The organism is Hymenobacter nivis (assembly GCF_006439025.1).
GTDB classification, from domain to species: Bacteria; Bacteroidota; Bacteroidia; order Cytophagales; family Hymenobacteraceae; genus Hymenobacter; species Hymenobacter nivis_A.
The window spans coordinates 291,919-307,978 of record NZ_RCYZ01000004.1 but is presented as its reverse complement, the minus strand read 5'-3'; the positions used below and the strand labels follow the sequence as shown (position 1 = coordinate 307,978).

Here is a 16,060-nt window from a genome sequence, read left to right as displayed (position 1 = left end):
TTAGTCGTGCATGTGGGTGAGGTAGAGCTGCTCGAGCTCCTGGGCGTTCAGGGCGGCGGTGGGGCGCACGTCCACCAGCGCTCCGGCCCGCATGATGCCCACGCGGGTGCCCACTTCCTTGGCCCGAAAAATGTCGTGCGTGGCCATGAACACCGCCGTGCCCTGCCCGCTGAGCTGGCGCAGCAGCGCCGAAAACTCGTTGGCCGCCTTGGGGTCGAGGCCCGAGGTGGGCTCGTCGAGCAGCAGCACCTGCGCGTGCTTGGCCACGGCAATGGCGATGCCCACCTTCTGGCGCATGCCCTTCGAGTAGCTGCCCACGCGGCGTGCCACGGCCTCGGCCGGCAGGCCGGCCTGGGCCAGGTAGGCGCGCAGCTCGCTTTCGCGGTAGCGGAAGCCGGCCAGGCTGCTGAACAAGGCCAGGTTTTCGAGCCCCGTCAGGTGCGGGTAGAGCAGCACGTTCTCCGGAATGTAGGCCAAGTACTGCTTGGTTTTGAGCGCGTTGGCGGCTACCTCCAGCCCGCCGATGTAGGCCGCGCCCGCCGTGGGCGCAATGAAGCCCAGGAAGAGGTTGATGGTGGTGGACTTGCCCGCCCCGTTCTGGCCCAGCAGGCAAAACACCTCGCCGGCCGCCAGCTGTAGGTTGAGCCCGCGCAGGGCCAGCTTGCCGGGGTATTCCTTGCGCAGATCCTTAGCTTCTAAGATGTAAGACATGCGAGTAGTGATTTTAGCAATGATGAAAGCCCGGGGCACTCAAAGCGCGTAGCCCAGCGTGGCCAGGAAGTTGCGCGGGGCCCCGGGGCTGGCGCGGAAGTAGTCGTAGCCGCCCACGAAGTAGTACTTGTCGAACACGTTGTTGAGGTTGACGTGCAGGTTGAAGCGGTTGACGGTGTAGAACACGGCCACGTCGGCCACGGCGTAGCCCGGCCAGTAGGCCCAGGCGGCGGGGCCCCCATCCAGCGGCGCCGACGGGTTTTCGAAGCGGCGGCGGCCCACGCAGTTGCCGCCCACGGCCAGGCCCAGGCCGCGCAGGCCGGGCGTGAGGAAGGTGTACTTGGCCCAGAAGCCGGCCGCGTGCCGGGGCGCGTTGGCCAGCGGCTGGCCGTTTTCGGCGGCCAGGTCGGCCTCCAGCACCCGGGTGTGGGTGAAGGCGTAGTTGGCGTTCAGGCTCAGGTTGGGCAGCAGGTTGCCGGTCAGCTCCAGCTCGGCGCCGCGGGCGCGGGCCTGGCCGTTTTGGCGGTACACGGGGGCCCCGTCGGCGGTGAGCGACCCGGTGTTCACCAGCTGGTTGCGCTTCACGATCTGGTACACGGCCACGGTGGCAAACAATGCCCGGTCAAAAAATTCGCCCTTGAGCCCGGTTTCGAGCTGGTAGCTGGTTTCGGGGCTAAAGGCCTCGCTGCGCCCGTAGCGCGCCGGAAACCGGACGTACTCGGGCTTGAGCGGCCGGAAGCCGGCGCTGTAGCTGGCGAAGTAGTTCAGGTGCGGGCGCAGGGCGTAGGTGAGGCCGGCGCGGGGCAAAAACTTAGTTTGGGGCACGTTGGCCAGGCCGTCGCCGTAGTCGCGCTCGTCGGCAAAGAGCTCGTAGCGGGCCCCCAGCAGCAGGCCCAGGCGCGGCGTCAGGGCCAGCTGGTCCTGCACGTACAGGCCCGTGGTGTGGTAAATCGAGTTGATGTAATCGGTGAAAAACTGCGGCGTGGGCCGGCGCACGTACGTGTTGGGGTCGCGGATTTCGTAGCTCGGCTTGTTCAAATCGAACTGCAGCGGCACCACGCGCTGGCTCACCGCGCCGCCGGCCACGGTGGTCACCAGCTGCTGCCGGGCCTCGAACATGGCACTTTCGCGGTCGGTGTTGAAGCGGATGTAATCGGCCCCGGCCACCACTTTGTGCTGCACGGGGCCCGTGGGTCGGCTCAGCACAAAGTAGGCCGACAGGTTTTTGGTGTACTCCTCGGCCCGGCGGTCGAAGTAGCGCAGGTTCATCACGGAGTTGGCCGGCTTGGCGGGGTCCGAGTTGTCGTAGCTGTTCAGGGTGCGGTGCTCGCTCAGGTCTTCGTTGTACGTGAAGTCCAGGTACGACGCGTTGAAGGAGAGCCAGTTGGTGAAGCGGTGGTTCAGCGAGGCGTTCAGGTAGTAGGTGCTGGTGCGGAAGTAGTCGCTCGGCTGGCTGAGGGTGAACGCGCGCGGGGCCCCGTACAAGTCGTTGCTCTTGATGGGCAGGCCGCGGTCGAGGTAGCCGTCGCTGTGGGCGTACACCAGCTCGGCGTTGAGCGTGGTCTTGTCGGTCACCAGAAACGTCACCGTCGGGGCCAGCATCAGCGACCGGGTGTCGTTCACGTCGCGGAAGGTGTTGGTCTTTTCGTAGCCCGCATTCACGCGGTAGAGCAGGTTTTTCTGCCCGCCCAGGGGCCCCGTGAAGTCGGCCGTGGCGCGGCTGGTGTTGAAGGTGCCAGTGGAAAACGCCAGCGCCTGGCGGGCCTCGGCGAGCGGCTTCTTGGTCACCATGTTGACGGTGCCGCCGGGGTTGATGTCGCCGAACAGCGCCGCGCCGGGGCCCTTGAGCACCTCCACGCGCTCGAGGTTCACCGTGAGCGGAGCCTGGGTGAAGGCGTTGCCGTAGCTGAAGCCCGAGCGCAGGCCGTTGATGAGCCGGAAGCCGCTCTCGTAGCCGTTGCGGAAGCCGCGGATCGTGAAGTCGTCGTAGTGCGAGTACTGCGTCACGCCGGCCACGTTCTTCACCACGTCGGTGAGGCGGTAGGCCTGGCGGTCGGCCATCAGCTCCTTCGTGACGGTGGAAATGGACTGCGGCACATCAATAAGGTCGGTGGCCGTGCGGGTGCCCACCAGGCTGTAGTCGCTCTTGTAGGTGGTTTCCTTGCGGCCCAGCACCTCCACTTCCTGCATGGCGTGGGTGCTGGGCGCGAGCACAAAATCGGCGGTGGCGGTGGGCGCCTCGGCGCTGAGCAGCACCGCACGGCGCGCCTCCTGCTGCCCCAGGCCGCGCGTGATGAGCGTGTAGGGCCCCAGCGGCAGCTGGTCGAGGGCGAAGCGCCCGTCGGGCCCGCTCAAGGCGGCAAACCGGCCCGACTGCTCCACCACCGAAATGCCCTCCAGGGCCTGGCCCGCGGGCCCGGTGATGCGGCCCGCCACGCGGCCCGGCCCCTGCGCCCAGGCCCCCAGGGGCCCCCAGCAACACACCAAAAAGAGTAACCCTGCTCGTACCATACTGCGCCAGCGTGGCCCGCCCGGCCCGCGCACGGGCCCCGGGCAAGCCGGTGAAAAATGAGAAAATTGGCAGTCTCGCCGGTTCCTACTAATGCAACGTCGCAGCGCAACCAACGCCGAGGCCCCAAGTGCTTGAATTAGCTGCATTAGGGTTTAATTGAACCCGAATCAACATTAAAGGCAGCTCCTAAATGAAGAACAAATGTAGGCGGCGATTTTTAAATGAAACAAGGTTGCATATAAAATAATCGCCGCTTTGTGCTCGCGCGGAGCGGCATTATCCACGCGCTGAGGCCGTTCGGCGGTGCGGGCCCGGGGCGCCGGGGCGCGGGCGCGGGCGCGGCGCGGGGCCCCCGCCCGCGGGGCCGGCCCGGGGCCCCGGGGGCTTGGCAGGTGCCAAACCTTGCTTAATATTGGCGCGGGGTACGCCGCTCGGCGCCGCCCCACCCCGCCCCGCTGGGGGCCTTATCTCCCACCCTTACCCGCCCTACTTCCAAGGCAATGACCAAAATCAAAGTAGCCAACCCCGTCGTCGAACTCGACGGCGACGAGATGACGCGCATCATCTGGAAATTCATCAAGGACAAGCTCATCACCCCGTACCTGGACCTCGACATCAAGTACTACGACCTGGGCATTGAGTACCGCGACGAGACCAACGACCAGGTGACCATCGACTCGGCCAACGCCATCAAGCAGTACGGCGTGGGCATCAAGTGCGCCACCATCACGCCCGACGAGGACCGGGTGAAGGAGTTCAACCTCAAGCAGATGTGGAAGTCGCCGAACGGCACCATCCGCAACATATTGGACGGCACCGTGTTCCGCGAGCCCATCGTGATGGGCAACGTGCCGCGACTGGTGCCCAACTGGACGGCCCCCATCTGCATCGGCCGCCACGCCTTCGGCGACCAGTACCGCGCCACCGATTTCCTGACTAAGGGCAAGGGCAAGCTCACCATCACCTTCGAGCCCGAAGACGGCGGCGAGGCGCAGTCGTTCGAAGTGTTCAACTTCAAGAGCGACGGCGTGGCCCTGGCCATGTACAACACCGACGAGAGCATCCGCGGCTTTGCCCACGCCTGCTTCAACCAGGCCCTGATGAAGGGCTGGCCGCTGTACCTGAGCACCAAAAACACCATCCTTAAGAAGTACGACGGCCGCTTCAAGGACATCTTCCAGGAGATTTACGAGCAGGACTACACCGAGAAGTTTAAGGCCGCGGGCATCACCTACGAGCACCGGCTGATCGACGACATGGTGGCCTCGGCCCTGAAGTGGCACGGCAACTTTGTGTGGGCCTGCAAAAACTACGACGGCGACGTGCAGAGCGACACCGTGGCCCAGGGCTTCGGCTCGCTCGGCCTGATGACCTCCGTGCTGGTGACGCCCGACGGCAAAACGATGGAGGCCGAGGCCGCCCACGGCACCGTGACGCGCCACTACCGCGACCACCAGAACGGCAAGCCCACCTCCACGAACCCCATCGCCAGCATCTTCGCCTGGACGCGCGGCTTGGAGTTCCGCGGCATCCTCGACGGCAACCAGGAGCTTATCGACTTCTGCAAGGCCCTGGAGGCCGTGTGCGTGGAAACCGTGGAAAGCGGCAAAATGACCAAGGACCTGGCCGTGTGCATCCACGGCAACAAGGTGCAGCACGGCAAGGACTACCTCTACACCGAGGAGTTTTTGGAGGCACTGGACGAGAACCTGAAAATTAAGCTGGGCAAATAGCCCACCTAAGTCGTTGGAAAGCCCACCCGGTCGCGCACCGGGTGGGCTTTTTTGTGCGCACCGGCGCGGCGGGGGCCCCGGCGCACAATTCTTTACCTTGCGGGCGGGCTGGCGCAGAACCGCGGGCCGTTTGTTGTCAGTCTTTACGCAAGGCCCAGGCCCATGAACCATTCCTTTGACGCGTTGATTATCGGGGCCGGGCAGGCGGGCCCGTCGCTGGCCGGCCGGCTCACGGCCGCGGGCTGGACGGTGGCGCTGGTTGAGCGCCAGGCCTTTGGGGGCACCTGCGTGAACACCGGCTGCACACCCACCAAGGCCCTCATTGCCAGCGCCAAGGCGGCGCACACCCGGCGCCAGGCCGACCACTACGGCCTGCCGCCCACCGCCGACTTTGCCGTGGACCTGGCCCCGGTGCAGGACCGCAAAGACACGATTGTGGCGGCCTCGCGCGACGGCCTCGAAACCTGGCTGACGCATATGGCGGGCTGCATGGTGTTCCGGGGCACCGCGCGGTTTTTGTCGGCCACCACCATGCAGGTGGGCGACGACGTACTGGCGGCCCCGCGCATTTTCCTGAACGTGGGGGGCCGCCCTGCCCGCCCGGCACTGCCCGGCATCGACCGGGTGCCGCACTTCACCAGCAGCACGATTCTGGCGCTGCGCGAGCTGCCCGCGCACCTCGTCATTGTGGGCGCGGGGGCCGTGGGGCTGGAGTTTGGGCAGCTGTTCCGGCGGCTGGGCGCGCAGGTCACCATCGTGGAGCGCAGCCCGCGCCTGCTCCCGCACGACGACGCCGATGTGGCCGCCGCCGTGCACGATCTTCTTACCAGTGAAGGCATTACGCTGCGCCTCGGGGCCGAGTGCATCAGCATGAGCCAAGAAGACGGGCGGCCCGTGGTGCAGGTGAGCTGCGAAAAGGACGCCTCGCCGGCCCGCGGCTCGCACCTGCTGCTGGCCATGGGCCGCCAGCCCAACACCGACGACCTGGGCCTGGAAAACGCCGGCCTGCGCGCCGACAAGCACGGCTTCATTCCGGTGGACGAGCAGCTGCAAACGGCCGTGCCCGGCATTTGGGCCCTGGGCGACTGCAACGGCCGCGGCGCCTTCACGCACACGGCCTACAACGACTTCGAAATTGTGGCCGCCAACCTGCTCGATCACGACCAACGCCGCGTGAGCGACCGGCTGCCCGCGTCGGCCATCTACGTGGACCCGCCCTTCGCCAAGGTGGGCCTTACCGAGGACGAGGTGCGCGCCGCCGGCACGCCTGCCCTGGTGGGCAAGCGCCCCATGACCAAGGTGGGCCGGGCCGTGGAAAAGGGCGAAACTCAGGGCTTTATCAAGGTGCTGGTGCACGCCGAAACCGACCAGATTCTGGGCGCCAGCATTGTGGGCGTGGGCGGCGACGAGGCCATCCACTGCATCGTCACGGCCATGTACGCCCGGCAAACGGCCGCCTTCATGCGCCGCAACGTCTTCATCCACCCCACCGTGGCCGAGCTGATTCCCACGGTATTTGGCGAACTGAAACCGTTGCCCACGCCAACCGACCACTAGCGGCCCGGGGCCCCAAAATGCAGGATTTATACCTGCGCTTGCTGGCTCCGGCCCGGGCGCCGCGCCGCGGCCGGCGCGTACTTTGCCGCGGCAATCACTGCCGGGGGCCCTGGCACCGCGCCCGGTTTGCCCCCGCTTAAAACATTCCCTTTCATGCACCAAGAACCGTTTCGTACCGCCGGCGCGCCCCTGGCCACGGCCACTAGGGCCCTCATCCTGCTGCACGGCCGGGGTGCCAGCGCCGCCGACATTCTCGGGCTGGCCGCCCACCTGCACGTGCCAGGCTTTGCGCTGCTGGCCCCCCAGGCCACCCAGGGCACTTGGTACCCCCACTCCTTCCTGGCCCCGCCCGCCCAAAACGAGCCCGGCCTATCGGACGCGCTGGCCGCAGTAGGCCGCGCCGTGGCGGCCGCCGCGGCTGCGGACATCGCGCCGGAGCACACCTACTTCCTGGGCTTCTCGCAGGGCGCCTGCCTCACCCTCGAGTACGTGGCCCGGCACGCGGCCCGCTACGGCGGCGTAGTGGCCTTCACCGGGGGCCTCATCGGCGACCAGGTGCGGGCGGAAAACTACGCCGGCGACTTCGCGGGCACGCCCGTTTTCATTGGCACCAGCGACCCCGATTTCCACGTGCCCGTGGAACGGGTGCGCGCCTCCACGGCGCTGCTCGGCCGCCTGGGGGCCCAAGTCACGGAGAAGATTTACCCCAATATGGGCCACACCATTTCGCAGAACGAAATCGACTTGGCCAACGCGCTTGTTTTCGCGCAGCCGCTGGCTTAGCCACCGAGGCGCAACCGCTTTTCAAGTCACCCAGCTTTCCCTTTAACCCTTCCTTATCCATGGAACCACGCATTTTGGGCCTGCACCACGTCACGGCCATTGCCGGCGGCGCCCAGCGCAACTACGACTTCTACAAGCGGGTAATGGGCCTGCGCTTCCTTAAGAAGACCGTCAACTTCGACGACCCCGGCACCTACCATTTCTACTTCGGCGACGAAACCGGCTCGGCGGGCACCATTCTCACGTTCTTTCCCTGGGAGCACGTCACGCCGGGGCGGCGCGGCACCGGGCAAGCCACCGAAATCGGCTATTCGGTGCCCGCCGGCAGCTTCGATTTTTGGATGAAGCGCTTCGACGCCAACGGCATCACCTACAACAAGCCCAGCGAAAAATTCGGCGAAAAGTACCTCACGTTCCTCGACCCCGACGGCTTGAAATTCGAGCTGATTGAGTCGAAAACGCCCGATGCGCGCACGCCCTGGACGACGCCCGAAGTGGGCGCCGACGTGGCCACCCGCGGCTTCCACACCGTCACGCTCACGCTGGCCAGCGCCGCGGCCACGGCCGAAATCCTGACCGAAGTATTCGGCTACACGCTGCTGGAAAAGCACGTGAACCGCAGCCGCTACGCGACCGACGCGGTGCCGGACGCCGCCTACATCGACCTGGTGGAAGTGCCCGGCGAAGCGCGCAGCGTTACGGCCGGCGGCTCGGTGCACCACATCGCCTTCCGGGTGAAGGACGACGCGGCCGAGCTCTACATCCGCAAGAAATTGCTGGACCGCGGCTTGCAGCCCACCCCGCAGATTGACCGCGACTACTTCCACTCGGTGTACTTCCGCGAGCCGGGCGGCGTGCTCTTCGAAATCGCCACCGATAACCCCGGCTTCACCGTGGACGAGCCCCTGGCCGAGCTCGGCACCCACCTCATGCTGCCCACCAAGCACGAGCACCTGCGCCCGCAGCTGGAGAAGCGGCTCGTGCCCATCGGCTAGCCCCGGGGCCCCTGGGGCCCCGCCCGGCGTTGCTTTCCGAAGCCCCGGCCCCCGTTGGGCCGGGGCTTTTTGCGGGCCGGGGCGGGAGGCCGGCCGGGGCGGGGCCCCCGGGCCGAAAACCATTTGGGGCGTTGCGGCTTGTTGCGCCGGCCCGGGGCTTCACCGGGGCCTCATTTCCTTTCCCGTTTCCTTTTCGTTTTCTATGGCGCTTTCTACCGCTACCCGTTCCCTGGCACCGCCGCCTTTCACCGAGCGGCGCTACGTGGTCACCCTCGTTTTCGTCGTGTCGCTGTTCATGCTCTGGGGCCTGGGCGTCACAATGGCCGACATCCTCAACAAGCACTTCCAGCAGGTGCTGCACGTGAGCAAGGCCAACTCGGCCTACGTGCAAGCCGCCACCTTCGGGGCCTACTTCATAATGGGCCTGCCCGCGGGCTGGTTCATGAAGCGCTTCGGCTACCAGAAGGGCGTAATTCTGGGCCTGGGCCTGTACGCGGCCGGGGCCTTTTTGATGGTGCCGGCCGCCAACGCCGCCTCGTTCACGCTGCTGCTCATGGCTTTGTTCGTGCTGGCCTGCGGCTTGGGCACGCTGGAAGCCGTGGCGCACCCGTTCCTGGACGGCCTCGGCGACCCGGCCAGCTCCGACCGGCGCATCACGTTCTCGCACGCCATCAACGGCATCGGGGCGGTGTCGGGGCCCCTCATCGGGGGCTACTTCGTGCTGCGCGGCACCCACGCGGCCGGCGACTTATCGTCCGTGAAAACCCTTTACACCATCATCGGCACGGTGGTGGGCGGCATCGGGCTGCTGTTTGCCTTCGTGAAGGTGCCCCAGCTCAACGCCGAGCACACGCCCGAAACGCGCCTGGGGGCCCCCAACGAAACCCCCACCAGCCTAGTGGCCGACAAGAGCCTGTTCCAGCACAAGCATTTCGTGTGGGCCTGCGTGGCCCAGCTCTTCAACACGGCGGCGCAGGGCGGCACCTGGGCCTATTTCATTAACTACGGCACCGACTACATGGCCTTGCGGCCGGGGCCGGAAATCCACGGGTTCTGGCAGGTGAGCACGCTCCTGAGCCGCACCGTGGGCCTGGGGCCCGGCCTGCCCCACTTGACGGGCGAAGTGGCGGCGTACTTCTTCTCCCTCAGCCTAGTGGGCATGATGCTGGGGCGCTTCCTGGGCACCTACCTCATGCAGTACATTGCCCCCAACCGCCTGCTGGCCTTCGCGGCGGCGGCCAACATCGGCATGTGCCTGATTGTGGCGCAGCACTGGGGCTGGGTGTCGTTCGGGGCCCTCATTGGGCTCAACTTCTTCTTCAGCGTCATGTTCCCCATCATTTACAGCCTGGGGCTGAAGGACGTGGGCCGGCACAAGCAGCTGGCCTCGTCGTTCATCGTGATGGGCGTGGTGGGCGCGGCGCTGTTTCCGCGCTTCGTGATGGGGCCCGTGGCCAACGCCAGTGTGGCCCACGCCTATTACCTGCCCATCATCTGCTACGTGGTGGTGTTTATATACGGGATAAAGTTGTACAAAGCGGGGCGCGCCTAGGGGCCCATACCGCCGAACAAGACTTCCAGACGCCCAATTCCTTTAATGAAAATTTAATGAAAGAAAGACAGGAGTAGGTGATTAACAGCACATCCGTATATTGCTGCACCTCGTACAGTTTCACGCGGTTCGCGCAACTAAAACCTGGAAGCGGTTGCATCCAGGTTTTATAAAAAAGGATTTTGCCAATATCGGCAACTGCTAATTCCCCACCCCCAACTTTTTTTCATGAAAGCATCCGTACCGTTTTTGCCGTCGCAAAATTTTTCGGGCCGGCCCTGGCTGGCCACGCTCGGCCTCGGCCTGGTCCTGCTGGCCACCACCCCCGCCCTCGCCCAAACCCCCACCATCTACGGCCTGGGCACCGTAAGCCGGGCGATTGACCCCAACACTAATCCGTTGTACCCGGCCGGGGCACCCGCGGGCACGCAAGGCATTCTGCCCATCAATGCCGTAACTGGCACTCCTAACGCATTTCCTACCCTGATTACTGGGGTCGCTGTGGGGCAAACGCTAATTGGCATGGACTACCGGCCTAATACTGGTACGCTTTACGCTTTGGGTTACGACCCTAGCATCGCCTTTGATGCAACGCAACAGACGTTTAACGCGCGGCTTTACGTGCTGGACCCTACCACGGCTGTGGCTACCCCAGTTGGCACCGCCGCGGGTATATCGCTGAACCTTGGCACCAACGTTACCCGCATCGGCTTCGACTTCAACCCCACCGTGGACCGCATCCGCGTGGAGGGCAGCAGCACCCGGGCCAACTACCGGCTTAACCCCAACACCGGCGGCATCGCCGCCTTTGACAGCCCACCCTTGCTGACCTATCCTGCTGCGCCGAACAACGCTTACGCGCCGGTCATTGGCTCGGTAGCCTATACCAATTCCTACGCCGGCAGCACCAGTACAGCCCTTTACGCGCTGGACATCCCGGGCGTAGGTTCCAGCGACCAGGAGGCCATTGCCCCGAACAGCGGCTTACTGTCGTTTCAAAACCCTCCCAACGGCGGGGTTTTGTCCAACCCCAAAGCCATAACGCTGGATGGCAACTCATTCGGTAGCCCCGTGGCGGCGAACGTAGACGTATACTTCGATCCCTCTACCGGTACTAACAAGGGCTATCTGACTTATGTAAAGGCTAGAGCCGCCAACGGCACATCGAGCAGCGACTTCTATGATATTGACGTAACCACTGGGGTTGCAACCAACAAACGCAACATTCTTTCTCCATCGCTCGGCACCCCATTCGACATCCGCGACATTGCGGTGGCCATTGCGCCGCCCACCCAGCCCGCCCTGGTGGGGCAGCTGCTGTACGCGGTGGCCGGCGGCAACCTGATTTCCTTTGACTCGGGGGCCCCGGGCACTGTTCGCTCGGCGGTAAACTTTGGCGGTGGCATCACCACTGGCGAAACCACGGTGGGCATTGATTTCCGCCCCGCCACCGGCCAGCTCTATGCCTTGGGCTACAACGCGACGGCCGGCACCGCCACGGTGTATTCGGTGAACCTGACCACCGGGGGCTTCACCGCCGCGGGCCCGGCCATTGCCCTGGCCCTGGGCGCGGCCACCGACCGCGTGGGCTTCGACTTCAACCCCACCGTGGACCGCATCCGCGTGTTGGCCACCAATGGCAACGACTACCGCCTCAACCCCAACAACGGGGCCCTCGTCATCAAAGACGGCAACCTAACGGTTGCGACCGCGGGAAGCGCCGCCGCCTATACCAATAGCAGCAGCGCCGCCAACAGCACCGCCCTCTACGACTACGACGCCACGGCCGGCCAGCTTTATCTCCAGAGCCCGCCCAACGACGGCACCCTCGTGGCCGTGGGCGGCGCCGGGGGTCCCACCAGCGCCGACGGGGCCGATTTCGATATCTTCAACACCCGCGGCACCACCACCAACGCGGCTTTCCTGGCCCTTTCGCCCAGCGGCACGGCCAACAACTTCGACAACCTCTACACCGTGGACCTGGCCGCGGGCACCACGGCCGCCGTGGGCCGCATCGGCCTGGGCAGCAACGTGAGCGGCCTTACCGCCTTCATCGCCACCGGCACGGGCCTCACCTGGAACGGCTCGGCTAGTACCGACTGGGGCACGGCCGCCAACTGGACGCCCAACCGCGTACCCACCAACGCAGACGACGTGACTATCCCCGGCGGCACGCCCAACCAGCCTGCCGTGAGCGGCAGCCAGGCGGCCCGCTTCGTGGTGCTGGCCAGCGGCGCTTCGCTGACCTCGAACGACGGCTCGACCCTGACCGTGGGCGGCAACTTCACCAACAACGGCGGCACGCTGGCGGGCGCGGGCACGGGCACCATTACCCTGGCCGGTACCGCCGCCCAGGTCATCGGCGGCACGGGCACCTCGGCCTTCCAGAACCTGACCGTGGGCACGGCCGCCACCAGCCTGGCGGGCCCCGCCGCGGTGCAGCGCGTGCTGCTGCTCAACGGCAACCTGACCACCACCGGCCAGTCGCTAACGCTGCTCTCCAACGCCGCCAACTCGGCCCACGTGGTGAACGCCGCCGGCGCCGTGACGGGCCCTGTGACGGTGCAGCGCTACATCGACGGCAGCATCAACAGCGGCGCGGGCTACCGCCACTACGCCGCCCCGGTGTCGGGCTCCACGGTGGCCGACCTGGCCACCGGCGGCTTCACCCCCGTGGTAAACCCGGCGTACAACACGGCCGCTATACCCAGCCAAGTACGGGCCTTCCCCACGGTATTTGGCTTTGACGAAGCCCGCATTAACACCAGCGGCAACCCCACGCCGCAGGACTTTGATAAAGGCTTCTTCTCGCCCGGGGCCCTGTCCGACGCCCTCACCCCTGGCCAAGGCTACGTGGTGAACATCCCTGCCTCGGAAACGGTGGACTTTGTGGGCACGCTCAACAATGGCGACGTGGCCCGCACCGGCCTCACCCGCGGCAGCCAAACCGAGTCGGGCTGGCAGCTGCTGGGCAACCCCTACCCTTCGCCTATCAGCTGGACGACGACTTATAACAACGGTGCCGCGGGCCTGAACAACGCCGTGTACGTGGTGAAATCGACCGGCCAGTACGCCGGCGGCTACGCCAGTTACGTGAACGGCGTGGGTGCCAACGGCGGTACCGACCAGATTGCCACCGGCCAGGGCTTCTTCGTGCGGGTGGCCGCCGCCGGCACGCCCGGGGCCCTCACCTTCAAAAACAGCGGCCGCCTGACCACCTACGCCAGCCCGGCCTTCCAGCGGGGCGACGCTACCACGGCGCCGCTCGTGCGCCTGGCGCTGCGCAACGCCGCCGGCCGCGCCGATGAGGCCGTGGTGTACTTCGACGCCACCGCCACCGCCGGCTTCGATGCCGCCCTCGACGCCTACAAGCTGAACCCCGCCGGGGCCACAATGGGCCTGGCCACTGCCAGCACCGAGGCGCTGTCCATCGACGCCCGCCCCGCCCTCGGCACCGCCGACGTGCTGGTGCCGCTGTCGGTGCAGGCCGAAGCCGGCAGCTACACCCTCGCCGCCGCTGAATTGCTGCGCCTGCCCACTGGCACCAAAGCGTTCCTGCGGGACGCCCTCACGGGCACCGTCACCGACCTCTCCCAGCAGCCCAGCTACCCGTTTGCGGTAACGGCCGGCGCATCGGCCACCGGCCGCTTTAGCCTGCTGCTCACCACACAGGCCGTGCTGGCCACGGCCCCGGCAGCCCTCAGCAAGCAAGTGAACGTGTTCCCGAACCCGGCCCGCGGCACGGTATCGGTGGGCCTGCCCGCTTCGCTGGCCCGCCAGGCCATCGACGCCACCTTGGTAAATGCCCTGGGCCAGACGGTGCTGCGCGCCACCCTGCCCGCCGGCGCTACCTCGCAGCTGGCCCTGCCCAGCGTGGCCCGCGGCGTGTACACGCTGCGCCTACTCACGGCCGAAGGCACGGTTAGCAAGCGCCTCATCGTCGAATAATTACTGCCAGCCACGAGCCCGGGCCCCTAAGGTCCGGGCTCAAGCTGCGCTTTCTCCTCCATTCACTTTATCCTTGATTGTGAAAAACTTATTCACCGCTTCGTTCCGCACCTTCGCCGTGGGCGCTGTGCTAATGCTGGCCGCTGGTGCTTCCATGCAAGCCCGGGCCCAGGGCTCCACTGGCCCCACCCCTACCGACCCCACTACGCCTACCGATCCGCCCGTTACCCCGCCCACGGCCGTGCCCCTCGATGGGGGCGCCTCGCTGCTGCTGGCCAGCGGCGTGGCCTATGGCGTGCGGGAACTGCGCCGCCGCCGCAAAAAATAATCACCGCTCCGTTGCCACAAGCCCGGCGGGGCCCCACTACATTCGGTGGGGCCCCTGCCGGGCCTTGGTGTTTACGGCCAGCGTTTCCCCGCAGGCTTGTTGCTGGCACCCAAGCACTGACTAGCCAGCAACTGACAATTTAGCTAACTGTGCACTTATGAAGCTTCCTATACCCTCTTCTACCTCCGCACAGCCGGGCCGACCAGCGCTGCGCTTCTTGCTGGCATTTGCGGCCCTTTACGCCCTGTGGGCGCTGGGCTACGACGGCCTGGTGGGCCCCGACGGCCGCCTCGACCACGCGCTGTCGACCAACCTAGCGGCGGCCGCGGGGGGCCTATTGCGGGCGGTGGGCTTTGCGGCCGGCACCGCCCCGGCCAGCCCCGTGCTGGTGGTGCTCAACGGCCAGCCGGTCGTGTCCGTCGGCGACCCGTGCAACGGGCTGCTGATGTACGCGCTGTTTGCGGGCTTCGTGGTGGCGTTTCCGGGGCCCTGGCGGCACAAGCTGTGGTTTGTGCCGGCGGGCATCCTCGCCATCTACGCCCTGAATGTGGGGCGCGTGGCGCTGCTGGCCCTCAACCACGCCTACTGGTACCACTCCGTCGATTTCAACCACCACTACACCTTCACCTTCGTGGTGTACGGGGCCATCGGGGCCCTGTGGATACTGTGGGCGCGGCGCAACGCCGGCGGCTTGCTGGCGGCCACGCCTGCCCTGCACGGTGCCCGCTAGCGCCGCCCGCCCACTGGGGCCCTACCGCCTACTGGTGGCCGTGCTAATAGTTTTACTACTGGCCCTGGGCCTGTTTGAAGAAGAGGTTTTTGCCGCGCTGGGCCACCTCTGGTACCCCGGTGGGGCCCCGGCGGCCGTGCCCGGCATGACCACCCACGGCTGGCCCGTGGCCATCAGCTACCGCTTGCTCTACGCCGCACTGAACGTGGCCCTGCTGCACCTGCTGCTGCGCGGCCGCTACACGGTGGCCGCCGTGCTGGGCTACGCGGCAGGCTACGTGGCCGGCGCAGGCCTGCTGTGGCTCGGGCAGCGGGCAAGCCTGCCCTTCGCCGCACTCACCGGCCACCGAGTACTCGACGTGCTTTCGTCGCCGCTGCCTATCATGTTTGCCTACCCACTGGCCCTGCTAACGGGGCCCCGGGTGGCCCCTCAAAAGTTGCAGTAGTCCACGGTCCCGCTCAGCTGCGCCCAGCGGGCCGACAGGAATTTGGCGTACGCGAGGGGCATTAACCCGTAGGCGCCCAAGGCGTAGCCGTCGTTCACTTCCACCACTAGTGTAGCGCCGGCCTTGGTCACGCCCACGTCGAGCGAGAAAGCGGCCGGTGCTTCTGGTAGGTAGGCGGCCAGGGCCGCTTCTACCACGGCCGGGTCGAAGTGCGCCCGCCAGTCGCCCTTGTACGGCCGGGCATCCAGGATGCGGCCGTAGCGCACGAAACAGCGCCACTCAGCCACGAATTGCACCGGATCGGCGCACCACACGGGCGTGTCCTGGTGCTGGTCGCCGCAGCCCACCAGGTCGCCCAAGCGGCGCACCAGCACGCCCGTGAACTTCTTGGCGTCGTGCATGGGCTTCACAAACACCGGCCAGCTTTCTGGGTGCGCCGCCACGGCGTTGATGGTGCTCGGCCACAAGTGCCGCCCCAGAAACGGCCGCAGCGCCTCGGGGTAGCCCAGCTCGGCCGGCACCGCCAGGCCCAGGGCCCCCAGGCCGGCGCGCATGGCCGCTATGTGGCCCACCACCATTTCGTCGGGGGCCTGGTTATGCACCGGCTCCGCATCGGTGTACGGCACAATTTCCCAGCCCATTTGCTGAAAACCGTCCATCGCCAGGTAGTTGTTGACGCTTTGGGGGATGCCGTGGTGGAAGTGGATGTGAGCGCGCATTCGATGGGGCGTTGGGGGCCAGGCGGAGTTCATTTGCAGTTCGAGGC

General features: G+C 66.4%; 12 protein-coding genes. 9 read left to right on the top strand and 3 right to left on the bottom strand.

Annotation, left to right across the window (positions count from 1 at the left end; genetic code table 11):
- Both EAH73_RS11595 and EAH73_RS11590 read right to left on the bottom strand, forming a co-directional pair.
- Positions 1–711 (bottom strand): ABC transporter ATP-binding protein, encoded by a 711-nt coding sequence (locus EAH73_RS11595; RefSeq protein WP_317129390.1) that lies wholly within the window; start codon positions 709–711, stop codon positions 1–3.
- 39 nt (positions 712–750) lie between these two features.
- On the bottom strand, positions 751–3,195 hold the full coding sequence (locus tag EAH73_RS11590; protein WP_240047228.1) for a TonB-dependent receptor: 2,445 nt from the start codon (positions 3,193–3,195) through the stop codon (positions 751–753).
- 528 nt (positions 3,196–3,723) lie between these two features.
- On the opposite strand from EAH73_RS11590, the gene EAH73_RS11585 reads away from it, so the two are divergent.
- The 9 genes from EAH73_RS11585 (at position 3,724) to EAH73_RS11545 (ending at position 15,294) form a co-directional block, all read left to right on the top strand.
- Entirely contained in the window at positions 3,724–4,956 is a 1,233-nt protein-coding gene (locus EAH73_RS11585) for an NADP-dependent isocitrate dehydrogenase (protein ID WP_140466645.1), read from the top strand.
- A gap of 162 nt (positions 4,957–5,118) precedes the next feature.
- Positions 5,119–6,513: an FAD-containing oxidoreductase gene (locus EAH73_RS11580; RefSeq protein ID WP_140466644.1), complete on the top strand. Its 1,395-nt coding sequence runs from the start codon at positions 5,119–5,121 to the stop codon at positions 6,511–6,513.
- A gap of 153 nt (positions 6,514–6,666) precedes the next feature.
- On the top strand, positions 6,667–7,296 hold the full coding sequence (locus EAH73_RS11575; protein ID WP_140466643.1) for an alpha/beta hydrolase: 630 nt from the start codon (positions 6,667–6,669) through the stop codon (positions 7,294–7,296).
- A gap of 59 nt (positions 7,297–7,355) precedes the next feature.
- On the top strand, positions 7,356–8,291 hold the full coding sequence (locus EAH73_RS11570; protein ID WP_140466642.1) for a ring-cleaving dioxygenase: 936 nt from the start codon (positions 7,356–7,358) through the stop codon (positions 8,289–8,291).
- 202 nt (positions 8,292–8,493) lie between these two features.
- Positions 8,494–9,843 carry an MFS transporter gene (locus EAH73_RS11565; RefSeq protein ID WP_140466641.1) on the top strand — a complete coding sequence of 450 codons (1,350 nt, stop codon included), beginning with the start codon at positions 8,494–8,496 and terminating at the stop codon, positions 9,841–9,843.
- Between the two features lie 228 nt (positions 9,844–10,071).
- Entirely contained in the window at positions 10,072–13,791 is a 3,720-nt protein-coding gene (locus EAH73_RS11560; protein WP_140466640.1) for a DUF4394 domain-containing protein, read from the top strand.
- 79 nt (positions 13,792–13,870) lie between these two features.
- The gene (locus EAH73_RS11555; RefSeq protein ID WP_240047223.1) at positions 13,871–14,119 is read left to right on the top strand and encodes a PID-CTERM protein-sorting domain-containing protein; all 249 of its coding nucleotides are present in this window, start codon (positions 13,871–13,873) and stop codon (positions 14,117–14,119) included.
- A 157-nt stretch (positions 14,120–14,276) separates the two neighbouring features.
- On the top strand, positions 14,277–14,849 hold the full coding sequence (gene xrtX / locus EAH73_RS11550) for an exosortase X (RefSeq protein ID WP_140466639.1): 573 nt from the start codon (positions 14,277–14,279) through the stop codon (positions 14,847–14,849).
- Positions 14,839–15,294, top strand: coding sequence for an XrtX-associated membrane protein (locus tag EAH73_RS11545; RefSeq protein WP_140466638.1), 456 nt, complete (start codon positions 14,839–14,841; stop codon positions 15,292–15,294). Before xrtX ends, EAH73_RS11545 begins: the two co-directional genes overlap by 11 nt.
- On the opposite strand, the gene EAH73_RS11540 is transcribed toward EAH73_RS11545, so the two are convergent.
- Positions 15,279–16,013 carry an ATP-grasp domain-containing protein gene (locus EAH73_RS11540; RefSeq protein ID WP_140466637.1) on the bottom strand — a complete coding sequence of 245 codons (735 nt, stop codon included), beginning with the start codon at positions 16,011–16,013 and terminating at the stop codon, positions 15,279–15,281. The two genes, EAH73_RS11545 and EAH73_RS11540, sit on opposite strands and share 16 nt — an antisense overlap.
- Positions 16,014–16,060 lie beyond the last annotated feature (47 nt).